The 25,146-nt window shown below is 63.8% G+C and carries 19 protein-coding genes; 6 read left to right on the top strand and 13 right to left on the bottom strand.

Annotated elements, in window-relative coordinates; genetic code table 11:
- The first annotated feature begins 1 nt into the window (after position 1).
- Positions 2 to 2,224, top strand: coding sequence for a transglycosylase domain-containing protein (locus PKA57_RS07100; protein WP_324298949.1), 2,223 nt, complete (start codon positions 2 to 4; stop codon positions 2,222 to 2,224).
- 8 nt (positions 2,225 to 2,232) lie between these two features.
- Here the strand turns inward: PKA57_RS07100 and PKA57_RS07095 are convergent, their stop codons facing one another.
- Positions 2,233 to 4,086, bottom strand: a complete 1,854-nt coding sequence (locus PKA57_RS07095) for an acetyl-CoA hydrolase/transferase C-terminal domain-containing protein (protein WP_324298947.1) — start codon at positions 4,084 to 4,086, stop codon at positions 2,233 to 2,235.
- 168 nt (positions 4,087 to 4,254) lie between these two features.
- On the opposite strand from PKA57_RS07095, the gene PKA57_RS07090 reads away from it, so the two are divergent.
- Together PKA57_RS07090 and PKA57_RS07085 are read left to right on the top strand one after the other, a co-directional pair.
- Positions 4,255 to 5,859: an MBL fold metallo-hydrolase gene (locus PKA57_RS07090; RefSeq protein ID WP_324298945.1), complete on the top strand. Its 1,605-nt coding sequence runs from the start codon at positions 4,255 to 4,257 to the stop codon at positions 5,857 to 5,859.
- Between the two features lie 26 nt (positions 5,860 to 5,885).
- Positions 5,886 to 6,830 carry a 1-phosphofructokinase family hexose kinase gene (locus tag PKA57_RS07085; RefSeq protein ID WP_324298943.1) on the top strand — a complete coding sequence of 315 codons (945 nt, stop codon included), beginning with the start codon at positions 5,886 to 5,888 and terminating at the stop codon, positions 6,828 to 6,830.
- 2 nt (positions 6,831 to 6,832) lie between these two features.
- On the opposite strand, the gene PKA57_RS07080 is transcribed toward PKA57_RS07085, so the two are convergent.
- The 9 genes from PKA57_RS07080 to PKA57_RS07040 form a co-directional block, all read right to left on the bottom strand.
- Entirely contained in the window at positions 6,833 to 7,261 is a 429-nt protein-coding gene (locus tag PKA57_RS07080; RefSeq protein ID WP_324298941.1) for a hypothetical protein, read from the bottom strand.
- A gap of 61 nt (positions 7,262 to 7,322) precedes the next feature.
- Complete coding sequence (locus PKA57_RS07075; RefSeq protein ID WP_324298939.1) at positions 7,323 to 9,359, bottom strand: glycoside hydrolase family 2 TIM barrel-domain containing protein; 2,037 nt, start codon at positions 9,357 to 9,359, stop codon at positions 7,323 to 7,325.
- Positions 9,360 to 9,363: 4 nt separating this feature from the next.
- Positions 9,364 to 10,740: a GH1 family beta-glucosidase gene (locus tag PKA57_RS07070; protein WP_324298937.1), complete on the bottom strand. Its 1,377-nt coding sequence runs from the start codon at positions 10,738 to 10,740 to the stop codon at positions 9,364 to 9,366.
- A gap of 38 nt (positions 10,741 to 10,778) precedes the next feature.
- Complete coding sequence (locus PKA57_RS07065; protein ID WP_324298935.1) at positions 10,779 to 12,608, bottom strand: ABC transporter ATP-binding protein/permease; 1,830 nt, start codon at positions 12,606 to 12,608, stop codon at positions 10,779 to 10,781.
- Between the two features lie 30 nt (positions 12,609 to 12,638).
- Entirely contained in the window at positions 12,639 to 15,074 is a 2,436-nt protein-coding gene (gene ppsA / locus PKA57_RS07060; RefSeq protein WP_324298933.1) for a phosphoenolpyruvate synthase, read from the bottom strand.
- A gap of 90 nt (positions 15,075 to 15,164) precedes the next feature.
- Complete coding sequence (locus PKA57_RS07055) at positions 15,165 to 15,566, bottom strand: DUF3775 domain-containing protein (RefSeq protein WP_324298931.1); 402 nt, start codon at positions 15,564 to 15,566, stop codon at positions 15,165 to 15,167.
- A gap of 12 nt (positions 15,567 to 15,578) precedes the next feature.
- Entirely contained in the window at positions 15,579 to 17,432 is a 1,854-nt protein-coding gene (gene ftsH, locus PKA57_RS07050; RefSeq protein ID WP_324298929.1) for an ATP-dependent zinc metalloprotease FtsH, read from the bottom strand.
- Positions 17,433 to 17,509: 77 nt separating this feature from the next.
- A complete protein-coding gene (locus PKA57_RS07045) occupies positions 17,510 to 18,547 on the bottom strand; it encodes a zinc-dependent alcohol dehydrogenase family protein (protein WP_324298927.1) in 1,038 nt (345 codons plus the stop codon).
- A gap of 39 nt (positions 18,548 to 18,586) precedes the next feature.
- Complete coding sequence (locus PKA57_RS07040) at positions 18,587 to 18,943, bottom strand: HPF/RaiA family ribosome-associated protein (RefSeq protein ID WP_324298925.1); 357 nt, start codon at positions 18,941 to 18,943, stop codon at positions 18,587 to 18,589.
- Positions 18,944 to 19,126: 183 nt separating this feature from the next.
- Between PKA57_RS07040 and PKA57_RS07035 the strand changes: the two genes are divergently transcribed.
- Positions 19,127 to 20,545 carry a saccharopine dehydrogenase NADP-binding domain-containing protein gene (locus tag PKA57_RS07035; RefSeq protein WP_324298923.1) on the top strand — a complete coding sequence of 473 codons (1,419 nt, stop codon included), beginning with the start codon at positions 19,127 to 19,129 and terminating at the stop codon, positions 20,543 to 20,545.
- A gap of 6 nt (positions 20,546 to 20,551) precedes the next feature.
- On the opposite strand, the gene PKA57_RS07030 is transcribed toward PKA57_RS07035, so the two are convergent.
- Entirely contained in the window at positions 20,552 to 21,745 is a 1,194-nt protein-coding gene (locus tag PKA57_RS07030; RefSeq protein ID WP_324298921.1) for an NnrS family protein, read from the bottom strand.
- A 235-nt stretch (positions 21,746 to 21,980) separates the two neighbouring features.
- Here PKA57_RS07030 and nirK point away from each other — a divergent pair, with 235 nt between their 5' ends.
- Both nirK and PKA57_RS07020 read left to right on the top strand, forming a co-directional pair.
- Positions 21,981 to 23,075 (top strand): copper-containing nitrite reductase, encoded by a 1,095-nt coding sequence (gene nirK, locus PKA57_RS07025; protein ID WP_324298918.1) that lies wholly within the window; start codon positions 21,981 to 21,983, stop codon positions 23,073 to 23,075.
- Positions 23,076 to 23,196: 121 nt separating this feature from the next.
- The gene (locus tag PKA57_RS07020; RefSeq protein ID WP_324299055.1) at positions 23,197 to 23,901 is read left to right on the top strand and encodes a Crp/Fnr family transcriptional regulator; all 705 of its coding nucleotides are present in this window, start codon (positions 23,197 to 23,199) and stop codon (positions 23,899 to 23,901) included.
- Here the strand turns inward: PKA57_RS07020 and PKA57_RS07015 are convergent.
- Positions 23,898 to 24,101 (bottom strand): DUF1858 domain-containing protein, encoded by a 204-nt coding sequence (locus PKA57_RS07015; protein ID WP_324298916.1) that lies wholly within the window; start codon positions 24,099 to 24,101, stop codon positions 23,898 to 23,900. The two genes, PKA57_RS07020 and PKA57_RS07015, sit on opposite strands and share 4 nt — an antisense overlap.
- Before the next feature lie 111 nt (positions 24,102 to 24,212).
- The coding region (locus tag PKA57_RS07010) for a hypothetical protein (protein ID WP_324298914.1) at positions 24,213 to 25,146 on the bottom strand (934 nt) is incomplete at its 5' end.

The raw sequence follows: 25,146 nt of genomic DNA, 5'->3' as shown, positions 1-25,146 counted from the left end.
CATGCGCTGGCTCGTCTGGAGCTGGATAAATCTCGAATGGATGCCTCCAAGACCGAATGAATGGTCTTGGCGGCGCTGGTCGGGCTTCTGCCTCGGAGCGCTCGTGGCGGGGCTCGCGGTGGCGACATGGGCGGGGCTTGCCGATGAGCGCGCCCTGTCGCTCGGCCCCCGCGCCGCGCCCAACATCCTGCTCGACCGGCACGGGAAAATACTGACGGAGGAGGCGGGCGACTGGAACATCCAGAACCAGGTTCCGCTCTACCGCGTGCCGCGGCGGATGCAGGAAGCGGTGCTCATCGCCGAGGATCGCCGCTTCTATGCGCATCGCGGCGTGGACTGGCTGGCGCGCGCGCATGGGCTCTGGCAGGGCCTGCGTTCCGGCCGCAATGTGCGCGGCGCAAGCACCATCACCGAGCAGGTGGTGCGGATGATCGTGCCGAGGCCGCGCACGCTCTGGTCGAAATGGCTCGAAGGATTCGACGCGCGGCGGCTCGAGGCGCGCTACCGGAAAGCGGATATTCTGGAATTCTATCTGAACCAGGTGCCCTACGCCTCGAACCGGCGCGGTGTCGCCAATGCGGCGCGTTACTATTTCGACCGCGACCTCGACACGCTCGACACGCGCGAGATGATCGCGCTTGCGATCCTTCCACGCGCCCCTTCGGGCCTCGATCCCTATCGCGGCGGCGCGAAAATCCTCGACCGCCGCAGCATTCGCCTGGCCACCGCCATGCGGCGCGCAGGCGTTCTGTCCGCCGGTGAGTGGGAGCGGGCGATCGACGCAAATCTCGATCTGCAGCCACCGCCACGACGCTCCGCCATCGGACATTTTCGCAACTATGTCGAGCGGCAGCTGAAAGCCGAGGCGTCGGCGGCGGCGGGACCACGCCGCGTGGCGACAACGCTCGACGCGGGACTTGTCGACTTCGCGCAGGACCTTCTCGACCAGCGGCTGGCGAGCCTTGCGCCGCGCCGCGTCCATAATGGCGCGGTCCTTGTCGTCGATCACAGGAGCGGCGAAATTCTCGCCTGGGTCGTGGCGGGCGCTGACGCGGCGGGCGCGACTCCCGGCCGCTTTCTCGACGCCGTGCTCATTCCCCGCCAGCCGGGCTCGGCGCTCAAGCCCTTTCTCTATGCCGCAGCCTTCGATGCTGGCTGGTCGCCTGCCGTGCGTATGGAAGACGCGCCATATTCGGAGGCCGTCGGCACGGGGCTTCATCGCTTCAACAATTACAGCCATCAATTCTATGGCGAGGTGAGCGTGCGTCAGGCGCTCGGAAATTCGCTCAACATTCCGGCCATCCATGCGGTGAATTTCGTCGGGCCGGACCGCTATCTCGATTTCCTGCGCGGGCTCGGCTTTGCAAGCCTGACGCGAACGGCGGGCTTCTATGGCGATGGGCTCGCGCTCGGCAATGGCGAGGTGTCGCTTCTGGAACTCGTGCGCGGCTATGCGGCGCTTGCCAATGGCGGGGTGCCTGTGCGGCTCAGGGCGATTGCCGACGCGCGGCCGATGCCGAACGGTGCCCGCGTGATGAGCGCCGAGGCGGCGACGATGATCGGCAATGTGCTCTCCGACCCATGGGCACGCGTCATGGAGTTCGGCCGCTACTCGACCCTGAACCTGCCGGTGCAGACGGCGGTGAAGACCGGAACCTCGACGGATTATCGGGACGCCTGGTCGGTGGGGTTCGACAGCCGCTATGTCGTCGGCATCTGGATGGGCAATCTCGACCAGACGCCGACGGACGGCATCACGGGCTCGACGGGCCCTGCGCTCGTGCTGCGCGGCCTCCTCGCCTATCTCAATCGTGATGGGAACACGAAGGCGCTGCCGCTCGCCGACGATCTCGTGCTGTCGGACAGTTGCGCCTATGGCCAGAGCGGTTGCGAACAGATTTTCGACTTCCATGCAAAGGGCGGCGCCCGCCTCGCGGCGACGCGGGGGCAAGTGGCCGGTCCCTCCATGCTGAGCCCGACGCCCAATCTGCGCCTCGCCTATGATCCGCGGTTGCCCAGCGACCGCCAGCTCTACCGCTTCGCGCTTGCCGGCGTGGACGGGCAGGACGAGGTGACATGGCTCGTCAATGGCGAGGTTGCCGGCAAGGGCAGGGGCGGCGAATTCATGTGGCCCGTCAGGCGCGGGAGCTATGCCGTCGAAGCGCGTGTCGAAACCCCGGGTGGACCGCAAACGGTTGGCCCCGTCGCCTTCACCGTGCGGTGAGGCGCATTTCAGCTATCCGCGAGCACGCCCCGCAGCAGCGCCCCATAGAAGCGCTCCTTCAGGCCCGAGGGCTGGTCGAGCCCCATGCGGCCGAGCGCGATCCGCGCATCGGGTGAAAGTTCCGGCCCGGCCAATCCGCGAAGCGCGAGGCGAATGAGCGCCATGGGCGAGGCGGACGCGGCCTTGAGCCGTTCCAGCGCGGGCATGAGAAGCTGCTCGATGGGCGTGAGATCAGTGCCGAACGGGAAGGGCGGGAGAAGCCCTCGTTTCGCAAGCGGCGCGAGCGCGCGCTCGATCCGCGCGGGCGTGTTGTCGCGGCAGGCGGCGGGGATTTCGTATCCGGCTTCGATCTTTCCGGCCTTCTTTGCCGCTTCGAGAAGCTCGGGCTGAAAACGGGAATCGGCGATGGCGAGAAGCGCCGCGACGACATCGCGGTCCGTCTTGCCGCGCAGATCGGCGACGCCATACTCCGTGACGACGATGTCGCGCAGGTGGCGCGGAATGGTGACGTGCCCATAGGACCAGCGAATATTGGACACGGTCTTTCCACCGCTCTCGCGCGTCGCGCGCAGCGTAATGACGGAGCGCGCGTCTTCGAGCGCGAAACCCTGCGCCACGAAATCATACTGGCCGCCGACACCGCTGACGACGCGGCCATCCTCGAGCCCGTCGGAGATGACCGCGCCGAGCAGGGTCACCATCATCGCGCTGTTGATGAAGCGCGCATTCTTCCGCGCCGCGCGCCTTGCCGGCTCGTCATCGCCATAGAGCTGATTGACATAGGAAATGGCCTTCATGCGGATTTTCGCGCGCATGTCGTCGGGCATTTCGCGCAAGGCACGGTAGAAGTTCCGCGGGCCGAGAAAGAAGCCGCCGTGAAGAACGGCGCCATCGACCTCCCGCTTCACGATGCCAGTCTTCATCAGATCAAGGAAGGAATCGACGAGCATCTCGCTCGAGCCGAAAAGCCCGATCTCGAACGGCGCTTCATGCACCGGCACCGTCGATGTGCGGGATGCGGAGAGCCGTTCGGCGGCTTCGCGGAACACCTCGTTCTCCCGCTGCCGGAGAACGAGGCCATGGGCCACGGCATCGCCCATGGAACCGATACCGATCTGGAGCGTGCCGTCATCGACGACGAGATGGGCGGCTTGCAGGCCGATGGCGTAGTCCGTCAGGTTCACGGGCTCCTTGGGCGGCGCGAAGAGCGGAAAGTCGGTCGCCGCGCTGTCGAGGATGCAATCGAGCTGGCCGGGCGCGATTTCGGCCTCATGCTCCATGAAGGGAAGCTCGCTGTTCACTTCGCCGATGAAGAGAAAATCGGCCTTGCCCGCCTTGCGCGCGGCCAGAATATCGATGGTGAGATCGGTGTTGCAGCTCATGCTGTAGCGGGCGCCACCCTCGCCATCGCGCCTGGCGACGAGCTGGGCGACGACGTTCGGCTTGCGGTCGAGAATGCAGGCGAGCGCATGGGTGTAATTGGCGGCGATGTAGTTCTGCTGCGCCCGCGGCACGCCGAGCCAGCGCCCGGCCAGAAAGAAGAACTCATGCACTTCGATATTGGAGGGAAGCGTGCCCTGCCGCAGCGCCTTTGCATAGGCGAGGTCGGGATATCCGCCGAGCAGCCGGTCGATGATCGGACCCATGAAGCGCCGCTCCATCTCGCCGGAGGGGCGGGGCTTCTCCAGCGTCAGCGCCGTGACGATGGTGAGGCTGATCGAGCTGTCCGCAGCCGCGCGGGCATGGAGCGCATTCGCCACATGGTTCGCCTTGCCGAGGCCGAGCGGCAGGGCGAGAACGATCTTCTTTCCGACCTTCGCGATGATGTCGTCGGCAAGGGCGGCGGGGTCGTCGTAAAGCATGTCAGTCATCGTGCCGGGGAAAGAAGGTGAGGGTGAGTTTGCGGTTTCAGGCGGGTTCACGTGGCGGATGATGCCCTTTGCGCCCGTTTAATTCCAGTTGTGTATACTGCGACGGCGTGACCCAAGCTCCCGAAGTCCCGCCGGGCACCGAGGCAACAGAGGACGAAAATGGCGATCACCATGACGGTGCACGGCGCCGCCCGAACGGTTACCGGCTCGTGTTATCTCATCGAGACGGACCGGTGCAAATTCCTGGTGGATTGCGGCATGTTTCAGGGCGCGAAGACCCTGAAGGAACTCAATTATGAGTCCTTTCCCTTCGCGCCGGGCGAGATCGATTTCGTTCTTCTGACCCACGCCCATATCGATCATTCCGGGCTCATCCCTAAGCTCGCCAAGCACGGGTTCAGCGGGCTGGTCTATGCGACGCGCGGCACGATCGACCTTCTCGGCTCCATGCTGCCGGATGCCGGGCACATTCAGGAAGTCGAAGTGGAGGAACTCAACCGCCGCAATGCGCGGCGCGGCAGGCCCGCCGTCACGCCGATCTACACGGCCGCCGACGCCGAAGAGTGCCTCCACCTCATGAAGCCGGTCGCCTATGACGGCTGGTTCGAGCCAGCCGAGGATGTCCGCGCGCGCTACTGGAACGCAGGCCATATTCTGGGCTCGGCCTCGATCGAGATCGAAATCGACGCAGGCGCCGCCGCGCCGCGCCGCCTCAGGCTGCTTTTTTCGGGCGACATAGGGCCCGACGCGCAGACATTCCATGCCGCGCCGGAGTCGCCGGAAAATCTCGACTATCTGATCTGCGAGACGACCTATGGCGGCAGGACGCGCGAGCGGCTGACGCATGACGACCGGCTCAGGATTCTGGCGAAGGAAGTGACGGATGCCTTCAAGGATCGCGGCGCGCTCATCATTCCCGCCTTCGCGGTGGAGCGGACGCAGGAGCTGCTGGCCGATCTCGTCGAGCTTGTGAATTCGGGCGCCGCGCCCCGCATTCCGATCTTCCTCGACTCGCCGCTTGCCATTCGCGCTACGCAAGCCTTCATCGACCATGCCGACGAGCTTGAAAATGGCGATGCCTTCCGCAAGGCGATGGCCACACCTTTTCTGCGTACGACCGAAACGCCGGCCGAAAGCATGCAGATCGAGCGCATGGAGGGAAATCACATCGTCATCGCGGCGAGCGGAATGTGCGATGCGGGCCGCATCCGCCATCATCTGAAAAATCATCTGTGGCGGCAGAACTCGACGGTGCTTCTCGTCGGCTATCAGGCGCAAGGCACGCTCGGCCAGATTCTCGCCGACGGGGCCAAGGCCGTTCGCATTCAGGGCGAGGAAATCAGGGTGCGCGCGCGCATTCGCCAGACGGACATCTATTCCGGCCACGCGGACGGTCCGGCGCTCGTCGAATGGGTGCGGCAGCGGAGCCCGGTCAAGCGGGCGATCCTGCTCACCCATGGCGAGGATGCGGGGCTTGAAGCGATGCACAAGGCGCTCTCCGATCTGGGCCTCGATGGCGAGCGGATCATCGAACCGACGCTCGATGACATATTCGATCTCATGACCGAGTTGCCGGGACCGCGCCTGCGGCCGGGGCCCCGCCGCCTGCGCGCCGAAGAGGTGGGCCGCTTCGACTGGCACAACGACTTCTCCAAACTCTGGCTCGACATCAGCGAAGAGCTTGATCGCGCGGCCGACGACCGCGCGAAGAATGCTCTCATCCGCCGCCTGCGCCACGCCCTCGAGGAGAGGGAACGGCGCTAGCGGCAACCGGTAAGAGTGAGGCGTCTATGAAGGCCGAAAAAGTCGTTACCCTGACCATGCACCCGGCGATCGACGTTTCGACCTCGGTCGAGCATGTGGAGCCGACCCACAAGCTGCGCTGCGCGCCCGCGCATCGCGACCCCGGCGGCGGCGGCATAAATGTCGCCCGCGTGCTGCGCCGCTTCGAGGCGGATGTTCTGGCGATCTATGTGGCCGGGGGCTCGACCGGCGATCTTCTGCAGAAACTCGTGCACCGGGAGGGCATACGCGATCTCGTCATCAGGGAGATGACGGAGACGCGCGAAGATTTCACGGTCTATGAACAATCGAGCGGCAATCAGTTCCGCTTCGTCATGCCCGGCCCGGAGCTTGCGAGGGAAAGCTGGCTCGCGGCGCTCGACGCCGTGGCGAGGCTCGAGGAGAAGCCTGGCTACATCGTCGCGAGCGGAAGCCTGCCGCCCGGCGTGCCGGTCGATTTCTATGGCGAGGTCGCGCGGATCGCGCATTCGCTCGGTGCGAGATTTGTGCTCGATACTTCGGGCGAACCTCTGACGGCGGCGCTTTCCCGATCTCCCTTTCTCATCAAGCCCAACCTGCGCGAATTGCGCGAACTGACGGGTATGGCGCTCGATGGCGAGAGGGATTGGCTCGAGGCCGCGCGCCGCCTCATCGCTACAAGGCAGACGGAGATGGTGGCGCTGACGCTGGGCGAGGAGGGGGCGCTGATCGTCACGCGGGACGAGGCTTGGCGCGCCGAAGCGCCGAAGGTGGAGGTGGTGAGCACGGTGGGCGCAGGCGACAGCTTTCTCGCCGCGCTCGTCTGGGGCATAGCATCGGGCGAGATGTTGGCGGAGGCATTCCGCCGCGCCGTTGCGGCAGGATCGGCGGCACTTCTCTCTCCGGGTACGGAGCTTTGCCGGCCAGAAGACGTCGCGCGCCTTGCGCGGGACGTGTCGCCGAGGCCGCTCTAGCCTCAGGCGACCGCGCCGAGCAGCATGCTGATGCGTCCGTTGCCCCAGAGAGGCAGAAGCAGCCGCGCCTGCGCGCCATGCCGGACATAGGTTGGGGCGCGGCTTTCCACGGTGGCGCTCGCCTGTGCGCGGAGATATTCGAGGGGCGCGGCGGAGGCGATCTCGTCGGCGAAGCTGCCGGTGACGTCCTTGCCATAATGCTCCGTGATCCGCCGGCCGATGATTTCGAAGCGGAACCGCTCGGGCTTCTCGAAGACGCCGATGAGCATCATCCGGTCCTCGAGCCGCGGCAGGGCTGAGAGCTTCACATCATCCCAATAAGGCATGTCGCTGGCCTGGCCGCGAATGAGGCTCTGCCAATAGGTGTGCACTTCGGCAAGGTCGGCTTCGATCGTTGCGGGCAGGGCGTAGGGCGAAGCGGGATGTGTCATTTTCTCTCACTTATGGCCGGAGTTGAAATCCGTTTCCCGTGTGGAGCGGCATGGAGAAAAATTACTCCGTCCTCGTTGCCGCCGCAATTTCCTTGAATTCCGTGTCATGGCCGGAGGCGCCGAAGACCGACCGGGCCTCCGCGACGGCGGTCCGCCCATAAAGCCGTCTGACGAGATCGAAGGCGGGCTTCTTCTTTCCCGTTTCATCGACCAGCCCCTTGCGGTTGAAATAATTCTGATAGCTGGGATGCGTGCGGAGCATGGAGCGGAAGTCCTTGAGAACCCATGGTGTGACGCCGGAGAGAGCGGGGCAATTCGCGAGCATCCTGAATTGAAGCACATAAAGACGCGCCTGAAATCGCTCCGACATCATGGTTATATCGTCGCCCGCAAACCCTGATTTCGCGTCAGCGCCGAACTCGCTGATCAGGAACGGCTTCGACGCGCGCGGCGCGATCCGCAATTCGGGAAGGAGATCGAGCATGAGCCGCGCCATTTGCGCCTCCGGGATCGGCACGGCACCCGCCCATTGTGCGGCCGTGTACCAGCCGAGATATTCGTTGAAGGCGACGACATCGAGCTCGTCGAGCAGCGGGTCGTCAATGATGAGCGGGGGAGGGCTCGCCATCTTTTCAAGAGCCTCCCGGTCGTCAATGTCTATGCCGTCCGCCAGGAGAGACGCGCGGATGGGCGCCTTCGCCTCGTCGGAGATCGACGGATCGAGGAGCGCGCGTGCGCGGATCGTCCTCAAAAGCGGCTCGCGGAAGTCCTTGTTGCGGCCATAAATGGCCGCCGAGACGAGACGCGAGGGATCGAGCACGCGGGCATCGCGGATGAGCGAGGTCAGAAAATCCGTACGCTCCGGGGTCGGAGGCGTTTCATTGGCGACGGACCAGATGATGACGGAAGCACGGTTCTTGTCGCGCAGGATCATCTCGCGCAGTTGCGAACGGGCGGCATCAAGCGTGTCGCCATCGCTCCATGACACGGCCCAATAAACGGGAATCTCCGACCAGACGAGAAGCCCGATTTCATCGGCTAGCCGCGTCACGAATTCATTATGGGGATAATGAGCGAGGCGGATGAAATTGCAGTTGAGATCCTTGGCGAGAGTGAGCGTGGCGCGCGCGTCCTCCGCGCCGAAGGCGCTGCCATCGTGCAAGGGACTTTCCTCATGCGCGGCTATGCCTTTCAGAAAGATCGGCGCTCCGTTGAGGATGATCTCGGCGCCGTGTGCCTCGATCACCCGCAAGCCGATACTGTCGTGTATCGTTTCGCCGTGAAATCCGATTTCAACCTCGTTGAGTTGCGGATCAGCCGGCGACCAGAGCGGTGCTTTCGTTTCGAAGCGGATTTCCGCGCGTCCCGTCGCATCGACAATGGCGTGGGCGCTTTCGTTCATGGCCGGTAGCGAGACGGTAACGATCTCGCCACCCACCGCGCCGTCGATGGAGAATGCGGCGTGAACGATCCGCGGCGAAAGGCCGACGAGGCGAAACCAGTAGTCGCGGATGAACGCATCGGGAAGGCTCAGGAGCAGAACTTCGCGCTTGATGCCGCCGTAGTTCCACCAGTCGGTGACGATGGGCGGCACGGTCCTGGCGTCGAGACGCGCATCGACCCTGACGATCAGGAAATTCGCGCCCTCTCGCAGCGCTGCGGTCGCCTCGAAAGCGAAAGGCGTGTAGCCGCCTTCATGCGTGCCGAGGCGGATACCGTTGAGCCAGACTTCGGCGCGATAATTGACAGCGCCGAAGTGAAGCATGTAGCGGCGCTCGCTGCGTCTGGAAAAGGTGAAATCCCGGCGATGCCAGATGACGGATTCGTAAAAGAGAAGGCGTGCGTCCTGCGTGTTCCAATCCCGGCCGGTCTGGAGCGTCACGCTGTCGTCGAATGCGAATTCCACAAGCTCGAGACCGCTTGCAGCCTCGCGGCCACCCGCAATGCCGGCAATGTCGCGGCCCGGTAGCGGCGGATAATGCGCGGGCGCGCGAGGATCGACGATGACGCGCCATTTGCCGCCAAGGTCGACATGCTCCCGCCCGAATGGATTTTGGATGATGGTTCCGGCGTCGGCAGCGAGCGGGGCGGAGGGCATCGGATCAGTCCTTGCGTGTCTTGCGGATGAGGCTGGCGTACCAGTGTGCGGAGGCCTTGGGCGTGCGCTTGAGCGTTTTGAAATCGACATGGACAAGGCCGAAGCGATTTGTGAAGCCCGCACCCCATTCGAAATTGTCGAGAAGCGACCAGACGAAATAGCCGTGTATGTCGGCTCCGGCTCGGATCGCCTCGCCCATCGCATTTGTGTAGGCGCGCAGATAGTCGATGCGGGCGTTGTCGACGATCGCGCCTGTGGCGTCGGGCGCGTCGATACCGCCCGAACCATTCTCCGTGACATAGATCGGGAGCCTGTAACGTCGCGACGCGGCTATCAGAACGTCGCGGAAGGCGTCCGGACGGATCGACCATCCGACACCCGTTTGCTGCGCGGAAGTGGGCGGCTTTCCCCAGGCGAAGCCGAGCTGGCTCGAGGCGTCCGCCCGCGCATAGATGGGCGAGTAGTGATTGACGCCGAACCAGTCGAGTCTGCGGCAGATGCGAGCCATGTCGCCCGCCTGCTGATAGGGCTCAATTTCATGCGCGATGAGGGCGGGATAGGCGGCAAAACTCTGCGGCTCGGGAAAAAGGAGATTCCAGTGCGCGTCGAGCAGCTCCGCCGCGCGCGCGTCTTCGGGCTTTCCGCTTTCGGGCAAGACGGGCTGGCGGTTGTGAATGGCGCCGATGAGGGCGGAAGGGAGAAGGTCGCGGATCGCATCGACCGCCGCGCCGTGAGCGAGGTTGAGGTGATGAGCCGCCTTGTAATAGGAGCTTTTGTCGGCGATGCCTGGCGCGTTCCAGCCGAGCGCATAGCCGAAGAGCGTGGAGACCGAGGGTTCGTTGAAGGTGGCAAAATGCTTTACCCGGTCGCCATAGCGCCGGGCGACGAGCGCCGCATAGTCCGCGAACCAGCCGGCGATATCCCTGTTCGTCCAGCCGCCGAGATCGTCGAGCGACTGCGGCAGGTCCCAATGGTAGAGGCAGAGCCAGGGCTCGATGCGGGCTTCGAGCAAGCCGTCGATGAGGCGGTCATAAAAGGCGAGGCCCTGCTCATTGACCGCGCCGCGACCGCGCGGCAGAAGGCGCGGCCATGCGGTTGAGAAGCGATAGGCGCGCACCCCCATCTCGCGCATCAGCACAATATCCTCAGCGTAGCGGTGGTAGTGATCGCAGGCGATGTCGCCCGTGTCGCCATTGGCGATGCGACCCTTCTGATGGCAGAAGACATCCCAGATGCTGAGACCGCGCCCGTCTTCACGGGCCGCGCCTTCGATCTGATAGCTCGATGTCGAAACGCCCCAGAGAAAGTCCGGGGGCAGGAGGGAGGTATCGAGTTCGGTGCCGGGAAGTTCCGATTGCGGCACTGCGATCTTGTCGTTCATGTCATTCTCCCGCGGCGCGACGGCCGAAGCGGATCAGTTCACCCCGAATAGGTTTCGTCGATCTCGGACAATTCCGGCAGTTTGGGCGCGGGCGGGCCGCCGAAGAGATAGCGCCCGTCGGCTGCCCTCTCGAGACAGAGCTTGCGCTGATGAAAAGGCTCGAGCGCGGCATGAAAGCCGATGGTGATGAGCGTCACGCCGGGGAGACAGGAGAGAACCGCTTCCATGATCTTCGTCTCGCTCTTTGCGTCGAAGGCATCGGTCGCTTCCTGCATGAAGATCCAGCTTGGCCGACGGAGGAACAGCCGCGCGAAGCTCAATCTCTGCTGTCCGCGCACGGTGAGGCTGCGGTCCCAGGCATCGGCCTCGTCGAGGCGGGTTACGAGATAGCCGAGCCCTGCGCTTTCGAGCGCGTCGTGAAGATCATCCCTGCTGAAAGTGCCGGCCGCGTCCGGGTAGCTGAGCGCCTCTTCGAGCGTTCCATGAGGGATGAACGGATTTCGCGGCATGAAGAATATGGAACTTGCGGCCGGGAGCAGAACTTCTCCGCGGCCCCATGGCCAGAGACCGGCCACGACCTTGAAAAGGTCGATCGCCGCGCCTGCATCTCCGTCGATGAGAAGCCGCTCACCCGTCCGCACCTGCAGGTTGAGCCCGTCCAGCACGACCTGTCCATCCGGGCGTGCTATGCGCAGATCACGGACGATGAGGGTTTCGCCAACAGCCTTGCCGACGGCGATGCGGTTCTCGTCGAGCTTCGCGCGCGCCTCGTCGAGCTTTTGGAGATCGTCATGGAGGGAGAGAACGCGCTCCGCCGAGGCACGCCAGCGCGCCATGTCGGCGAGATTGTCGATGGGCCAGGAAAGGGCGGAGGTGAGCTTCTGGAACGCCTGCGCGGATTGCATGAGAACGCCGAGGGTCATCGTGCCGGCGATATATTGCGGCGCCATGACGAGAATGGGAAAGACGGGGAGAAGCGCGCCGTAACCGGATGTGAAAAAGAGAATCCAGGTGAGGGCGAGCGTTTGCCGCGACCACCACCGCCTTATGTCCGCAAAGAGACGGGACGAGCGCAGCCTTTCCATGCGCTCACCGCCGAGGAGCCCGATCGATTCCGAGTTCTCGCGCGCCCTTGCGAGAGCGAAGCGGAAATTCGCTTCCGTCGTCTGAAGGCCGTTCGTGGAGCGGACAAGTGGCTGGCCCAGCACGAGCCCCATCCCCGTGCCGACGCCTGCATAGAGGAAGGCCAGAAGGACCATGTAGCCGGGAATATAGAAGGATGATCCCCGAACGCTGAAGGTTGTGCTGCCAGCGACGGAAAGCAGAATGTCGATGAAGCTGCCAAGGATGAATATCGAATAGACGAGCGTATGCGCAAGTGAGATCGCGTTCTCGGTCACGATGTGCACATCCTCTGCGATGCGGCCGTCCGGGTTGTCGTGCTCGCCGGGCGTGAAGATGAGGTGGTAGTGCCGCTTTTCAGCCATCCAGCGGTCCACGACGCGGGCGGTCAGCCATTGGCGCCAGCTCACCTGAAGCGTGCGCTTGACCTGGAGGTGTATGGCGGTGACGCACATCGTCAGGATAAAGATGATGGCGAAAATGCCGATCTGGGTCAGGAACTTCGGCACGGAGCGCTCACCCAGAGCATCGAAGAGCGCGCCGTTCCAGTAATTCGTCCAGATCGCAAGCCCGACCTGCATCAGCGTGAGGAGCAGGAGCGCCACGGTCAGAGCGCTCGCTTTCCAGCGTTCCTCCGCCGTCCAATAGGCGAGAGCGAGGTGCGCAAAACGCCGCAGAAATCGGTAGCGGGAACGGAGGGAGCCTCCGGCGAGTTCGGGGCTTGTTGCAGAGGCTGGCTCGGCCATTTCATGTTCCTGCGCGCCGGAGGCGCGGCATCATCCGCCGGCCCCGACGCCCGGAGTGGCGCTCTCTGCCTCCGCGACGATATTCATGGTGCGTATGAGGCTGCCGGGGTTGACGCTGATCGAGCTGATGCCGAGATCGGTGAGGAAACGCGCGATGCCCGGATCATTCGCGGGAGCCTCGCCGCAAATTCCGACATGGCGGTGGTTTCGCTGCGCGCCCGTCACGGCAAGCCGCATCATCTCCAGCATGCCCGGATCGCTCTCGTCGAAATCGAAGGCGACGATTTCGGAGTCGCGATCGACCCCGAGCGTGAGTTGTGTGAGGTCGTTGGAGCCGATCGAAAATCCGTCGAAAAGTTCGGCGAAGGCATCGACGCGAATGACGTTGTTCGGAATCTCGCACATGACGAAAATCTCAAGCCCGTTCTCGCCGCGTCTGAGCCCGTGCTCCGCCATGGCGGCGAGCACCTTGCGCGCTTCCTCCTCGCGGCGACAGAAGGGAACCATGATGCGGAGATTTGTGAGGCCCATTTCGCCGCGGACGCGGGCGAGCGCCGCGCATTCGAGGGCGAAGCCAGCTTCATAGGCAGGGTGCGCGTATCGGGAGGCGCCGCGAAAGCCGATCATGGGGTTCGCCTCTTTCGGTTCGAAGGGCTCGCCCGCAATGAGACGGGCATATTCATTCGTCTTGAAGTCCGACAGGCGCACGATGACGGGCTTCGGATAGAAGGCCGCGGCGATGGTGCCGACGCCTTCGGAAAGTTTCTCGACGAAAAAGTCGGTCGGTTTTTCATAGCCGCGTGTCAGCCGCTCGATCATCTTCCGGTCCCCGAGCGACGTTTTCGAGGGCTCGGCCAGCGCCATCGGATGGATGCCGATATATTCGTTGATGATGAATTCCATCCGCGCGAGGCCCACACCATCATTCGGCAGCATGGCGGTGCGGAAGGCGAGGTCGGGATTTCCGAGATTGACCATGATCTCCGTTCGCGGCCGCCGGATATTGTCGGTGCTGACGCGCGAAACATCGAAAGGGATGCTCCCTTCGTAAATATGGCCCGTCTCGCCCTCGCCGCAGGAAACGGTGACGGTCATTCCGGTCTTGATCTTCGAAGTCGCGCCTTCGGCGCCCACGACGGCGGGAACGCCAAGCTCGCGCGCGACGATAGCCGCGTGACAGGTCCGCCCGCCGCGATCGGTGACGATGGCGGCCGCCGACTTCATCACGGGCTGCCAGTCGGGGCTCGTCGTCTGCGCGACGAGAACCTCGCCAGGCTGAAAGCTCGCCAGTTCGCGCGGGTCGGAAATAACGCGCGCCTTGCCGGTGGCGATCTTTTCACCCACGGCGCGGCCTGTCGCCATGGCCGTGCCCGTGCCCCTGAGAGAATAGACTTCGACGATATTTGTCGCGCGCTGCGAGGCGACCGTCTCCGGCCGCGACTGGATGATGTAGATGAACCCGTCATCGCCATCCTTCGCCCATTCGATATCCATGGGCATCGGATGCCCGGCGGCCCGGGAGTAGTGCTCCTCGATGGCGATGGCCTGACCCGCCAGGGCGAGGGCTTCGCTGTCGAGGATGCAGTAGCGTTCGCGCTGCGCTCGCGGCACGGTCCTCAGTCGCGTGGTGACGGAGCCTCTGGCGCGCGCATAAACGAGTTTCGATTGCTTGGCGCCGAGCGAATGGCGCAGCACGGCCCGGTGCCCCTGCTGGAAGGTCGGCTTGTGCACATAGAGTTCGTCCGGATCGACCTGGCCTTGCACGATCGTTTCGCCAAGCCCGTAAACACCCGTGATGAAGACGACATCGCGGAAACCAGATTCCGTGTCGAGCGTGAACACGACGCCGCTGGCGGCCGTGTCGGCGCGCACCATTTTCATAACGGCGACGGAGAGGAAGACCTTGAAGTGATCGAAGCCGTTATTGCGCCGGTACACGATGGCCCGGTCGGTGAAGATGGAAGCGAAGCAGCGGCGGCACGCCTCGACAAGCGCGCCCGTGCCTCGCACGTTGAGGAAGCTCTCATGCTGCCCGGCGAAGCTTGCCGTCGGCAGATCCTCGGCCGTTGCGGAACTGCGGACGGCGACGGCGACATTGCGGCCATACTGCTTTTCGAGTTCGGCATAGCTAGCCGCTATGCCCTCGCGGATCGCCTTTGTTCCGGTCGCTTCATAGACGATTTGCCGGGCGCTCGCCGCGGCGGCGGAAAGCGCCGCGGTATCGGATATGTCGAGCGTGGCGAAGAGGGGCCGCAGCTTTTCCCATGCGCCTGATTGGCTCAGCGCATCCCGATAGGCGGCGGCTGTCAGCGCGAAACCGTTCGGCACACGCACGCCCGCCGCCGAGAGCGCGTTGTAAAGCTCGCCGAGCGATGACGTCTTGCCGCCGACGAGAGCCACGTCCCCGACGCGAATGTCCTTGAACCAGCGGATATAGTCTTCACCCGCCACAGTTTCTGCCGACATGGATTACGCCTGCATCCAGTGATTTGATTCTTATGCGAAATCCGGGCGGGAACGGCATTGATCGAGGTCAAGGAGGCGCAGGAAGGGGCGTCAGTGGCCCTCGTCGAATGACGAACAATTCTCGCCGAATGCTTCCAGCCCCTCCTGGAGATAATCCGCCAGAAGCGGCAGGCTGAGGAGATATTCGGCCGTGCGCGCATTGTGTTCGTCGCGCGCGGTTTCAAGCGCCTCGGCCCATTCCGATTTGTCGAAAGTGCCGCGCCCGACCCATGCGAGCGCAACGAGAGTGATCTGCTCCTCCTCGTCGAGGCCGCGAATGAAAGACATGAGTTCCTGTTGGGTCGGATCGTCGGCGAAATCCTCGAGAATGTCCCGCATGTCCTCATCGGTCGGATTGGAGCCGGAATCCGGGTCGCTGATCTCCTCCTTGACGTCAAACATGCGCGCCTTGGCGATGACGTAGCAGACCTTGTCCGTATTGATGTCGAGCATGTGCCTGTCCTCTCAAGACGTTCCGCGCATCGCATCGGCGGCGCGGATCGCGGTCGCGTCCGCGGCTTCTCGCGGTTTCAACGGAGGAAAATCCTCTGGCGTGATGGTCTCCTTTTGAAGCAGAAGACGAACGCCGGATTCGAGATCGTTCTTGCGCGTGCGCAGGATGTCCTTCGCGCGCTCATAGGCTTCCGCGATGAGACCGCGAATGGCGAGGTCGATTTCTCGTGCGGTCGCTTCCGAGTAGTCCTTCTCGCGCATGCTGAGCACATTGTCGCCGAGATAGCTCGATCGCTGCTGCTCGAGCACGGGCTGGCCAAGCTCCTGCGTCATGCCGAAACGGGTCACGATCTGCCGCGCCACATCGGTGACCTTGGCGAGGTCGTCGGCGGCGCCGGTCGAGATTTCTCCGAAGGTCACATCCTCCGCTGCGCGTCCGGCGAGAAGAACGACCATACGGCTCTTGAGTTCGCTCGTGGTGATGAGGAAGCGATCTTCCGTCGGGCGCTGGAGCGTGTAGCCGAGGGCGCCGATCGAGCGGGGAATGATCGAGACCTTGTGAACGGGGTCCGTGCCCGGAAGGGTGGAGGCGACGAGCGCGTGTCCCATCTCATGATAGGCGACGCGTTCCCGCTCCGCAGGCTTGAGAAGCCGGCTCTTCATTTCCGATCCGGCGACGATGCGTTCGACGGCGCGGGTAAAGTCCTCCATCGTCACATTGTCGCCGCCGCGCCGCGTCGCCACGATGGCCGCCTCGTTGACGAGATTGGCGATGTCGGCGCCGGTGAAGCCTGCCGTGATGCCCGCGATCTCATCGGGCGCAATGTCGGGCGCGACGATCACCTTTCTGAGATGCACCTTGAGGATCGCCGCGCGCCCGTTCCGGTCGGGGCGATCGACGACCACCTGCCGGTCGAAGCGCCCGGCGCGCATCAGCGCGGGATCGAGGATTTCCGGCCTGTTGGTCGCGGCGAGAAGAACGATGCCGACACGCGGATCGAACCCGTCAAGCTCGGCAAGAAGCTGGTTGAGCGTCTGCTCCTTCTCGTCCTGTCCGCCAAGGCCGCCCATGGGCGAGCGCGCGCGGCCGAGCGCATCGAGTTCGTCGATAAAGATGATGCAGGGTGCGGCCTTCTGCGCCTGCTCGAAAAGATCGCGCACACGCGCCGCTCCGACACCGACAAAGAGCTCGACGAATTCGGAGCCCGATATGGAAAAGAAAGGCACGCCCGCTTCGCCGGCGACTGCGCGGGCAAGCAGCGTCTTGCCCGTGCCCGGCGGCCCGACAAGAAGGATGCCCTTCGGCACATGGGCGCCGAGGCGGCCATATTTCTCCTTGTTCTTGAGAAAGGAGACGACTTCCTGAAGCTCGAGCTTCGCTTCCTCGACGCCCGCGACATCGGCGAAGGTCACACCTGTCTTGGTTTCCACATAGACCTTTGCCTTCGACTTGCCGACGCTCATCAATCCGCCGACGCCCTGCCGTTCGGCAAAGCCGCGAAAGACGAAGAACCAGAGGCCCAGAAAAAGCAGCATGGGCGCGAGCCAGGAGAGGAGCACGGTCATCCAGTTCTGGTCCGTGCCGCCCGAAACCTTCACGCCCTCCTTGATGAGTTCATCGGCGATGCCGGGCTCCACGCGCGTCGTCGTGAAGGACTCCTTGCCATCGACCGGCTTGACGAAGGTGCCATGGATCTGCGTCTCGGTAACGGTGACCTCGCTGATCTTCTTTTCATGGGCGTATTTCAGGAAATCGCTGTAGTCGATATGCGCGACCTGCCGCGATCCGAGCCAGATCTGGAATGCCGTGATGGCAAGCAGCGCCACGAGGAAATAGCCGAAGTTGAAGCGGAACTTCTTGTCCATGGCTGCGAGGGCCTCATGCGCCGTGGCGCGGGATGGGAAAGAAGACGCTTTTCCCGGCGATCGGTTTCATGCCCCGTTCACACCTCGATGATGACCTTCAGAGAGTGGGTTTTGGCGGCGTCAGAAAAAGTGTCATAGGCCTTGAGCATTTCGGCGAGCTTGAAGCGATGCGTGATGAGGAGCTTCGGGTCGATCTTCTTCGACCGTACCGTCTTCAGCAGCATCGGCGTCGTTACAGTGTCGACAAGGCGCGTCGTGATCGAAATGTTCCGCGACCAGAGCGTCTCCAGATGGAGGTCGACCTTGGTGCCGTGAACGCCGATATTCGCGATGGTGCCCCCCGGCGCGACGATGTCCTGACACAGGATGAACGTGGCGGGGACGCCGACCGCCTCAATAGCGGCATCGACGCCGCGTCCGCCCGTCATCTTCATGATTGTCTCGACGGCCTTGCCGTTGGCGCTGTTGACGGCCGTTGTGGCACCGAAACGCTTTGCCACTTCGAGCCGGTTGTCGATGAGGTCGATCATGATGATCTCGGCGGGCGAGAAGAACTGGGCTGTCAGCAGCGCCGCGAGGCCGATGGGACCGGCGCCGACAATGGCGATGGTGTCGCCCGGCTTGACCTTGCCATTGAGAACGCCGCACTCGAAGCCGGTGGGGAGGATGTCGCTCAGCATGACGAGCGCTTCCTCATCGGCTCCGGCGGGAACGGGATAGAGGCTCGTATCGGCATGAGGAATGCGCACATATTCGGCCTGTGTGCCGTCGATCTCATTGCCGAGAATCCAGCCGCCCGTCGTGCAATGCGAATAGATGCCCCGGCGGCAATAGTCGCATTTGCCACAGGACGAGATGCAGGAAATGAGGACGTGATCGCCCTTCTTGAAGGCGGTGACGCCGGGCCCCGTCTTCTCCACGATACCGACGCCCTCATGGCCGAGGACGCGCCCCGGTTTGCAGGTCGCAACATCGCCCTTGAGAATGTGGAGATCGGTGCCGCAGATCGTCGTCCGGCTGACCTTGACGATGGCGTCGGTCGGGTCCGAAATTTCCGGCATGGGGCGGTCTTCCAGGGCCTTCTTGCCCGGGCCTTGATAAACGAGAGCCTTCATGACCTGGTCCTTTCCTGTCGCGGCGGCGCGAAGCGCGCTCTAGCCGGGTGGGGTCCAGTGGGTTTTCACGTCGCCGCGCGTCCTCCGCGCATGATCCTCGAGCCGACGCGCGACCGCTTCGAACGCATCTCTGACGGCGACATGGGCATCCTCATGCGCGTGATCCCTGGGGCGCGGACCCGTCACCGCGATCTCATGGCCGGGCACGCGAAGATTGATGCTGACGGTGAAGAGGCCACCCTTCTTCGGCCCATGTTGCGGCGCCTCGACCACCACGTCGCAGCCGGTGATGCGGCCATAAAGATGTTCGAGCCTTTCCACCGATTGGCGGATGCGCTGCTCGAGAGCGGGCGATGGCTCGATGTGGCGGAAGGTGATGGAAAGGGGAATTTGCATGAACGTCTCCTGCCTCTGTGCCAACTAGTCATGACCGGGCAGGGGGGCTTTGCATTGACCTCGATCAAAGAACGCTTGGGGCGCTTTCAGATGCATTCTTTCAATGGGAAATCATGTTCGGTATAAGGCGGAGTGAGGTCGTAAATCTTCGAGAGCCACGCCGCCATCGCCGGAATTGTGAAGATGTCCAACGACACGAAAATCGTCGCGTTTCAGGGCCGCATCGTCATGGTCGGCTTCGGCAGCATCGGGCAGGGCACTCTGCCCCTGATCCTGCGTCATGTCGACATCGCGCCATCCCGGATCACGATACTCACGGCGGATGAGAGCGGCCGCGCCGAGGCGGAGGCGCTGGGCATCCGCTTCATCGTGCATCCGCTGACGAGAGAGAATTACGCGGAGATCCTCGATCCGCTGATCGGCGAAGGCGATTTCCTTCTCAACCTTTCCGTCGATGTGTCGAGCCTCGCCCTGGTCGAGTTCTGCCATCGTCGCGGCGCGCTTTATCTCGATACCTGCATCGAGCCATGGCCGGGCCGTTACACGGACACTTCGATCCCGCCTTCGCTGCGCTCGAACTATGCGTTGCGCGAGGAGGCGCTGGCGCTCCGCGCGAAGTGCCAGAACGGGCCGACCGCGATCATCACGCATGGCGCCAACCCCGGCCTCGTCTCGCACCTCGTCAAGCAGGCGCTGCTCAATGTCGCCGCCGATCTGGGGTTCGATATCCCGAAGCCCCGGTCGCGGGAGGAATGGGCCCAGCTGGCACAGAGGCTCGGCATTCGTGTCATCCACATCGCCGAACGCGATACGCAGGTGTCATCTGTGCCGAAGCGCGTCGGCGAGTTCGTCAACACATGGTCGGTCGAAGGCTTTGTCGGCGAAGGATGCCAGCCCGCCGAACTCGGCTGGGGCAGCCATGAACGGCATTTTCCCGAAGACGGGTTCCGGCATGAATTCGGCGGTGGCGCGGCGATCTATCTCGGCCGTCCCGGCGCATCGACCCGCGTGCGAAGCTGGACGCCGCTGGAGGGGCCCTATCACGGCTTCCTCATCACGCATGGTGAATCGATTTCGATCGCCTCATATCTGACGGTGCGCGAAGGCGAGAACGTCATCTATCGCCCCACGGTGCATTACGCCTATCACCCTTGCGATGCGGCGGTGCTCTCGGTGCATGAGCTCGCGGGCAAGAACTGGCATCTTCAGGACAACATGCGCATCGCCGTCGACGATATCGTCAGCGGGAGAGACGAGCTTGGCGTGCTCCTCATGGGGCATGCGCGCAAGTCCTATTGGTATGGCTCGCGCCTTTCGATCGAGGAGGCGCGGCGTCTTGCGCCGAACAACAACGCCACCGGCCTTCAGGTCACATCCGCCGTGCTCGCCGGTGTCATATGGGCCATGGAAAATCCGCGTTGCGGGATACTTGAACCTGATGAACTCGATTTCGAGCGCGTCATCGAGATTTGCGCGCCATATCTCGGCGGGATTGTCGGCGCCTATAGCGACTGGACGCCGCTTGCCGATCGCGGCGTCCTCTTTCCGGAGGATCTCGACAGGGACGACCCCTGGCAGTTCAAGAATTTCCGCGTCGCCTGATGCCGCTCAACGGCGCGGCGTCAGCAGATATTGCCCGTATTTGAGCGCGAAGACGAGGAATGCCGCGCTCCAAAACGTGCCGGCGATGGTTGTTGCCTGCACATAATTCATCGGAAGCAGGTGCGCAGCAATGCGCAGAACAGCGCCGAGATTGACGAGCACAAAGATCGCGACCGTGCCGCCATCGGCCGTCAGCGCGCGTCCGGTATGGCCGAGCGTCGAGCGCGTCATCACGGCAAGCGTCATCGTGCCGATGGCCCCGGCGGTCAGCGCGTGCAGCGCGGCGCTGCCATTCACAGCGTAAGGGGCGAGTGCGGCGGCGCCCATCGCAAGAAGCGATACGACGAGCCAGCCATAGCCGATATGCAGGATGAGGACGAGCGGCTCGCTCGCCGTTCGCAAGCCCTGCCAGCGCAACAGTCTGACGAGTTGCACGGCCCCGGCGAGGAGCAGGAGCGCGCCCACCGCAGGCCCGTCCACGAAGATCGCCCAGCCGAGCATGGAGAGCCCGGTGAGGAGGAGCGCCGCGCGATCCACCATGCCGAACGGCGCGGGGAAGGGTTCGCCATGGCCCTTTGCGAGCCAGTTCCGCGTGAAGCTCGGTGTGATCCGTCCACCGATCAATGTGATGAGAACGGCGGCGCCGCCAAGCGCGAGGCGGATGGCGAGCATGGGGTCGAGGGCGGTCCAGAAGCTGATATAGAAGAGCAGGTTGGCGAGGCCGAAGACCGCGACGAGGCCGACGACGGGCAGATTGCGCCAGTTCTTGCCAGCGACGATTTCCCGCAAGGTGGTGGCGACGAGCGCCGCCGGATAGGCGAGGTCGAGAAGGAGCGCCGCCGCCGGGGTGATCGCTCCGGCGCCGAGAAGCGCGACGCCGACGCGCCCGGCAAGCCAGAGCGCGAGGAGCGCGCCGAGGGGATTTCCCATGACGGGCAGGCGGCCCGTCCAGTTTGGAATGGCGGTGAGGATGAAGCCGCCAACGATCGCGCCCAGAAAGCCGAAGATCATCTCATGCGCGTGCCAGTAAAGCGGCTCAAGCGGCGCGCCGCCGGGGGCAACGATCCCATGGAGAAAGAGAACCCAGAACGGCACGGCAAGCGCGGCGTAGAGCGCGCCGCAAAGATAGAACGGGCGAAAGCCCCCGCTCAGAAATGCCGATCCCACATAGGCGCGCCTCTGACTGCTCGTTCCCTCCATGGCGGGTTCCTCTCCCTGTTTGCATGCTCAGCAAGCCTAATCCTAGCGCGGAGACAGGACGTTGCGATTCAGCAAATCAAGATTGAGACGCATTCACGGGCGGCGTGTCGTCGCAGGTGCGAGATGAGGCGGCCTTGTTTGCGTTGCAGCAAAGATCGGCGGTCCTGCGGTGCCGAGACTTGTGGCGTCGAGCGGCGGGGAGGAGCTGGGTTGGGCGCAGCCCAAAGGGGTTGAGATGAAAAAAGAAAATTTTACCGATCGCCGGCAGCTTCTGGGGTCCGCGGCGTTTCTCGGTATCGGCCTTGGCAGCCTCATCGGCGGAACGGGCATCGCGTCCGCCGCGATGCGGATGGACCATGAGTCTCCGGCCAAACCCGCCCCTGCCAGCGGCGCGAAGGCGGCGAGCATCGTGCGGCTTCCCACCGATCTGCCGCGCCCCGTGGGCGCGCGCGGCCCGATGCATGTGACAGTCGATCTCGAAACCTCCGAGGTGACGGGGCAGCTCGCCGATGGCGCGACCTTTCAGTACTGGACCTTCAACGGCAAGGTGCCGGGGCCCTTCCTCCGCGTCCGTGTGGATGACACGGTTGAGGTGCGGCTCACCAACCCCGCCGACAGCTCCATGATGCACAGCGTGGACCTTCACTCCGTGACGGGCCCCGGCGGCGGCATGCATGAATCGGAGGCGGCGCCGGGCGAGACGAAGAGCTTCACCTTCAAGGCGCTGAAGCCCGGCCTCTATGTCTATCACTGTGCGACGCGACCGGCCGCGCAGCACATCGCAGCCGGCATGTATGGGCTCATCCTTGTCGAGCCTGCGGGCGGCCTCGAGAAGGTGGATCACGAATTCTATGTGATGCAGGGTGAGATCTACACGGAGGAGCCTTTCGGCACGCAGGGCGAGCTGACGGAAAGCTATGAGAACCTGATGAACGAGCGCCCTCAATTCTTCGTCTTCAACGGTGCCGTGGGCGCGTTGAGCGAGCAGCATCCGATGAAGGTGAAGAGCGGCGAGACCGCGCGCATCTTCTTCGGCGTGGGCGGCCCCAACTGCACATCGTCCTTTCATGTGATCGGCGAGATCATGGACAAGGTCTATGACTACGGCACGGTGACGACGAGGCCGATGGCCGATGTGCAGACCGTCTCCGTTCCGCCGGGCGGCGCCATGATCGCGGAAGTAACGTTCGAGGTGCCCGGCAAATACCTCATCGTTGATCACGCGCTCTCCAGGGTCGACAAGGGGCTCGTGGCCGTGATCGAGGTCGAGGGCCCGCCCAATTCGGCGGTGTTCCGTGGCGGCGCGCCAGTCAAGGCCGCGAGCCTCTGACCTGAAGCGGGCGAGGGGCAAGGATGGCCGCTTTCCGCGTGGGGAGCGGCCATCCTCTTTGCGGGGAGGGGCGATGGTCTATAGTAGCGTCCATCCCTTCCGCACATTCGAGAAGCGCCCCATGTCCCGTCCCGATGCCTCGCTCGTCCGCAGCTTCGACATGTTTGCGAAGATGGACGATGCCGATATCGAGGCGGTGCTGGCGCTTTCGCATACGCGGCGAATCGCCGAGGGTGAGGCCGTTTTTCAGCAGGGCGATCCGGCAGGCGAATTCTTCCTTCTCCTCGAAGGCCGGCTCAAGGTTTCGCAGGTGACGCCGGACGGGCGGCAGGTGGTCGTCCGCCACGTCAATCCGGGCGACCTCTACGGCATCGCCAGAGCGCTGCGGCGCGACGACTATCCGGGAACGGCGATTGCGGTGACGGAAAGCCGGACGCTGGCCTGGGATTCGCGGCACTGGGACGATTTCGTCGCCCGCATTCCCTCGCTTGCCGTGAGCGCGTTGCAGACTGTGGGCCAGCGCCTTCAGGAGGCGCATACGCGCATCCGCGAGCTTTCGACCGAGGAGGTTCAGCGGCGGGTCGCCCATGCGCTGCTGAGGCTCGTCAATCAGGCCGGGAAAAAGACGGAGGAGGGCATCCTCATCGACTTTCCGATCACCCGGCAGGACATCGCCGAGATGACCGGCACGACGCTTCATACGGTCAGCCGCATTCTGAGCGCATGGGAAGAGCAGGGGCTGATCGGGAGCGGCCGCAAGCGCATCGTCCTCAAGGAGCCCCACAAGCTCATGATCTTTGCCGAGCGCGGCCGGGACGGGAGCTAGCCTTCATCGCCGATTTCTTCCGCAAGCGCCGCGAGAAATGGCGCGAGCGGAACGCCATGCTCCGCGCAGGCGACCCTGATCGAATGAAAGGGCGAGACGGGGCAGCCCACGCAGCTCATGCGGTGGCGAATAAAGACGCCTATCGTCCCCGGCCACCGATCCATGAGGTCGGCGACCGTCATTTCCTCGTCGATGGTCAAATCGGCACCTCGGCGGAGCGTTCCCGGGCGCGATGATGGATCGATGGGGCGGGAGCCGTCTTTGCGCCAGCGCAAGCGCCCGGCCGATTGCCGGGGCCCGTGGCAGGGTGCTTATGCCTCTCCGGCCGCTCGTTCGGCGAGGATCGTCCGGAAGCGTCCCTCGTCGAAGGCGCCTTGGGCGTCGACTGTGAGCCAGTCGCTCATAGGCGCGTTCCAGAATGGCTCATAGAGCTTGACCCCATCCGAAAGCAGCGCCGCGACAAAGCTGAAGGCGCTCTTGGCCATGACGAGGACATCGCTTTCGACGAGATTGTGGAAGGTGGTGAAGACATCGTCGCCGATATGGAGCTCGCAGCCGAGATCGGTGTAGCGGGCGAAGTCGCGCGCGTCTCCTTCCGAATAGATATTGATCCGTACCGGGACGCCAAGCTCCTGCGACAGCGATTTGATGCGCATGGCGAGGTTGAGCAGCCGCTCGTCATCGGTGAAGCGGCTCGCGGTCACCGGATCGCTCAGCGAGACGTCGCCGCGCCTGATGTGAAAGGCGACGGTGATGCCCTGTTCGATCCGGTTGAGCGCGATGTCGCTCTTGTCGGATGCGAAATACTTCGCCCGGAACTCAGGGATGACCGCGCGATAGGCGTCGGGAAACCTAGAGCAGTAGCCGTGAAAATGCAGCGCGGAAACGAGGAGGCCCGGCTGCCGGGAAAGGCGCGGACGATTGAGCAGCGTCTTGATGTCGGTCGCCGCTTCGTCTCCGGCCGGCGTTTCGCCGAGGCCGAGATTGAAGAAATCTTCCCAGCGCCTCGTCCACTCGTCCGGATCGCCCTCCGCATGGGTCACGACCGAAAACGGAGTGTGCACATATTCGATGCCCGCGGCATGCGCGAAGCACATGGCCGACAGGCGCGAATGGACGAGCGCACCGCCGCCATCGGATCTGGGGCGGCAGGTGATGCGAATGGAGCGGCCGATCTTTCCCGACTGCAACGCCTGATAAAGCTGAAGATCGTTCGGCACCCTCAGGGCCTTTTTCAGGAGACGC

Source organism: Parvibaculum sp. (genome assembly GCF_035325945.1).
Taxonomy (GTDB): Bacteria; Pseudomonadota; Alphaproteobacteria; order Parvibaculales; family Parvibaculaceae; genus Parvibaculum.
The sequence above is the reverse complement of the archived record's forward strand: the minus strand, read 5'-3'. Positions and strand labels throughout refer to the sequence as shown.

Coding starts and splice junctions, on each gene's coding strand:
- PKA57_RS07100 (WP_324298949.1), top strand. CDS start 2: ATGCGCTGGCTCGTCTGGAGCTGGATAAATCTCGAATGGATGCCTCCA.
- PKA57_RS07095 (WP_324298947.1), bottom strand. CDS start 4,086: ATGCTTTACGACGACCCCGCCGCCCTTGCCGACGACATCATCGCGAAG.
- PKA57_RS07090 (WP_324298945.1), top strand. CDS start 4,255: ATGGCGATCACCATGACGGTGCACGGCGCCGCCCGAACGGTTACCGGC.
- PKA57_RS07085 (WP_324298943.1), top strand. CDS start 5,886: ATGAAGGCCGAAAAAGTCGTTACCCTGACCATGCACCCGGCGATCGAC.
- PKA57_RS07080 (WP_324298941.1), bottom strand. CDS start 7,261: ATGACACATCCCGCTTCGCCCTACGCCCTGCCCGCAACGATCGAAGCC.
- PKA57_RS07075 (WP_324298939.1), bottom strand. CDS start 9,359: ATGCCCTCCGCCCCGCTCGCTGCCGACGCCGGAACCATCATCCAAAAT.
- PKA57_RS07070 (WP_324298937.1), bottom strand. CDS start 10,740: ATGAACGACAAGATCGCAGTGCCGCAATCGGAACTTCCCGGCACCGAA.
- PKA57_RS07065 (WP_324298935.1), bottom strand. CDS start 12,608: ATGGCCGAGCCAGCCTCTGCAACAAGCCCCGAACTCGCCGGAGGCTCC.
- ppsA (WP_324298933.1), bottom strand. CDS start 15,074: ATGTCGGCAGAAACTGTGGCGGGTGAAGACTATATCCGCTGGTTCAAG.
- PKA57_RS07055 (WP_324298931.1), bottom strand. CDS start 15,566: ATGCTCGACATCAATACGGACAAGGTCTGCTACGTCATCGCCAAGGCG.
- ftsH (WP_324298929.1), bottom strand. CDS start 17,432: ATGGACAAGAAGTTCCGCTTCAACTTCGGCTATTTCCTCGTGGCGCTG.
- PKA57_RS07045 (WP_324298927.1), bottom strand. CDS start 18,547: ATGAAGGCTCTCGTTTATCAAGGCCCGGGCAAGAAGGCCCTGGAAGAC.
- PKA57_RS07040 (WP_324298925.1), bottom strand. CDS start 18,943: ATGCAAATTCCCCTTTCCATCACCTTCCGCCACATCGAGCCATCGCCC.
- PKA57_RS07035 (WP_324298923.1), top strand. CDS start 19,127: ATGTCCAACGACACGAAAATCGTCGCGTTTCAGGGCCGCATCGTCATG.
- PKA57_RS07030 (WP_324298921.1), bottom strand. CDS start 21,745: ATGGAGGGAACGAGCAGTCAGAGGCGCGCCTATGTGGGATCGGCATTT.
- nirK (WP_324298918.1), top strand. CDS start 21,981: ATGAAAAAAGAAAATTTTACCGATCGCCGGCAGCTTCTGGGGTCCGCG.
- PKA57_RS07020 (WP_324299055.1), top strand. CDS start 23,197: ATGTCCCGTCCCGATGCCTCGCTCGTCCGCAGCTTCGACATGTTTGCG.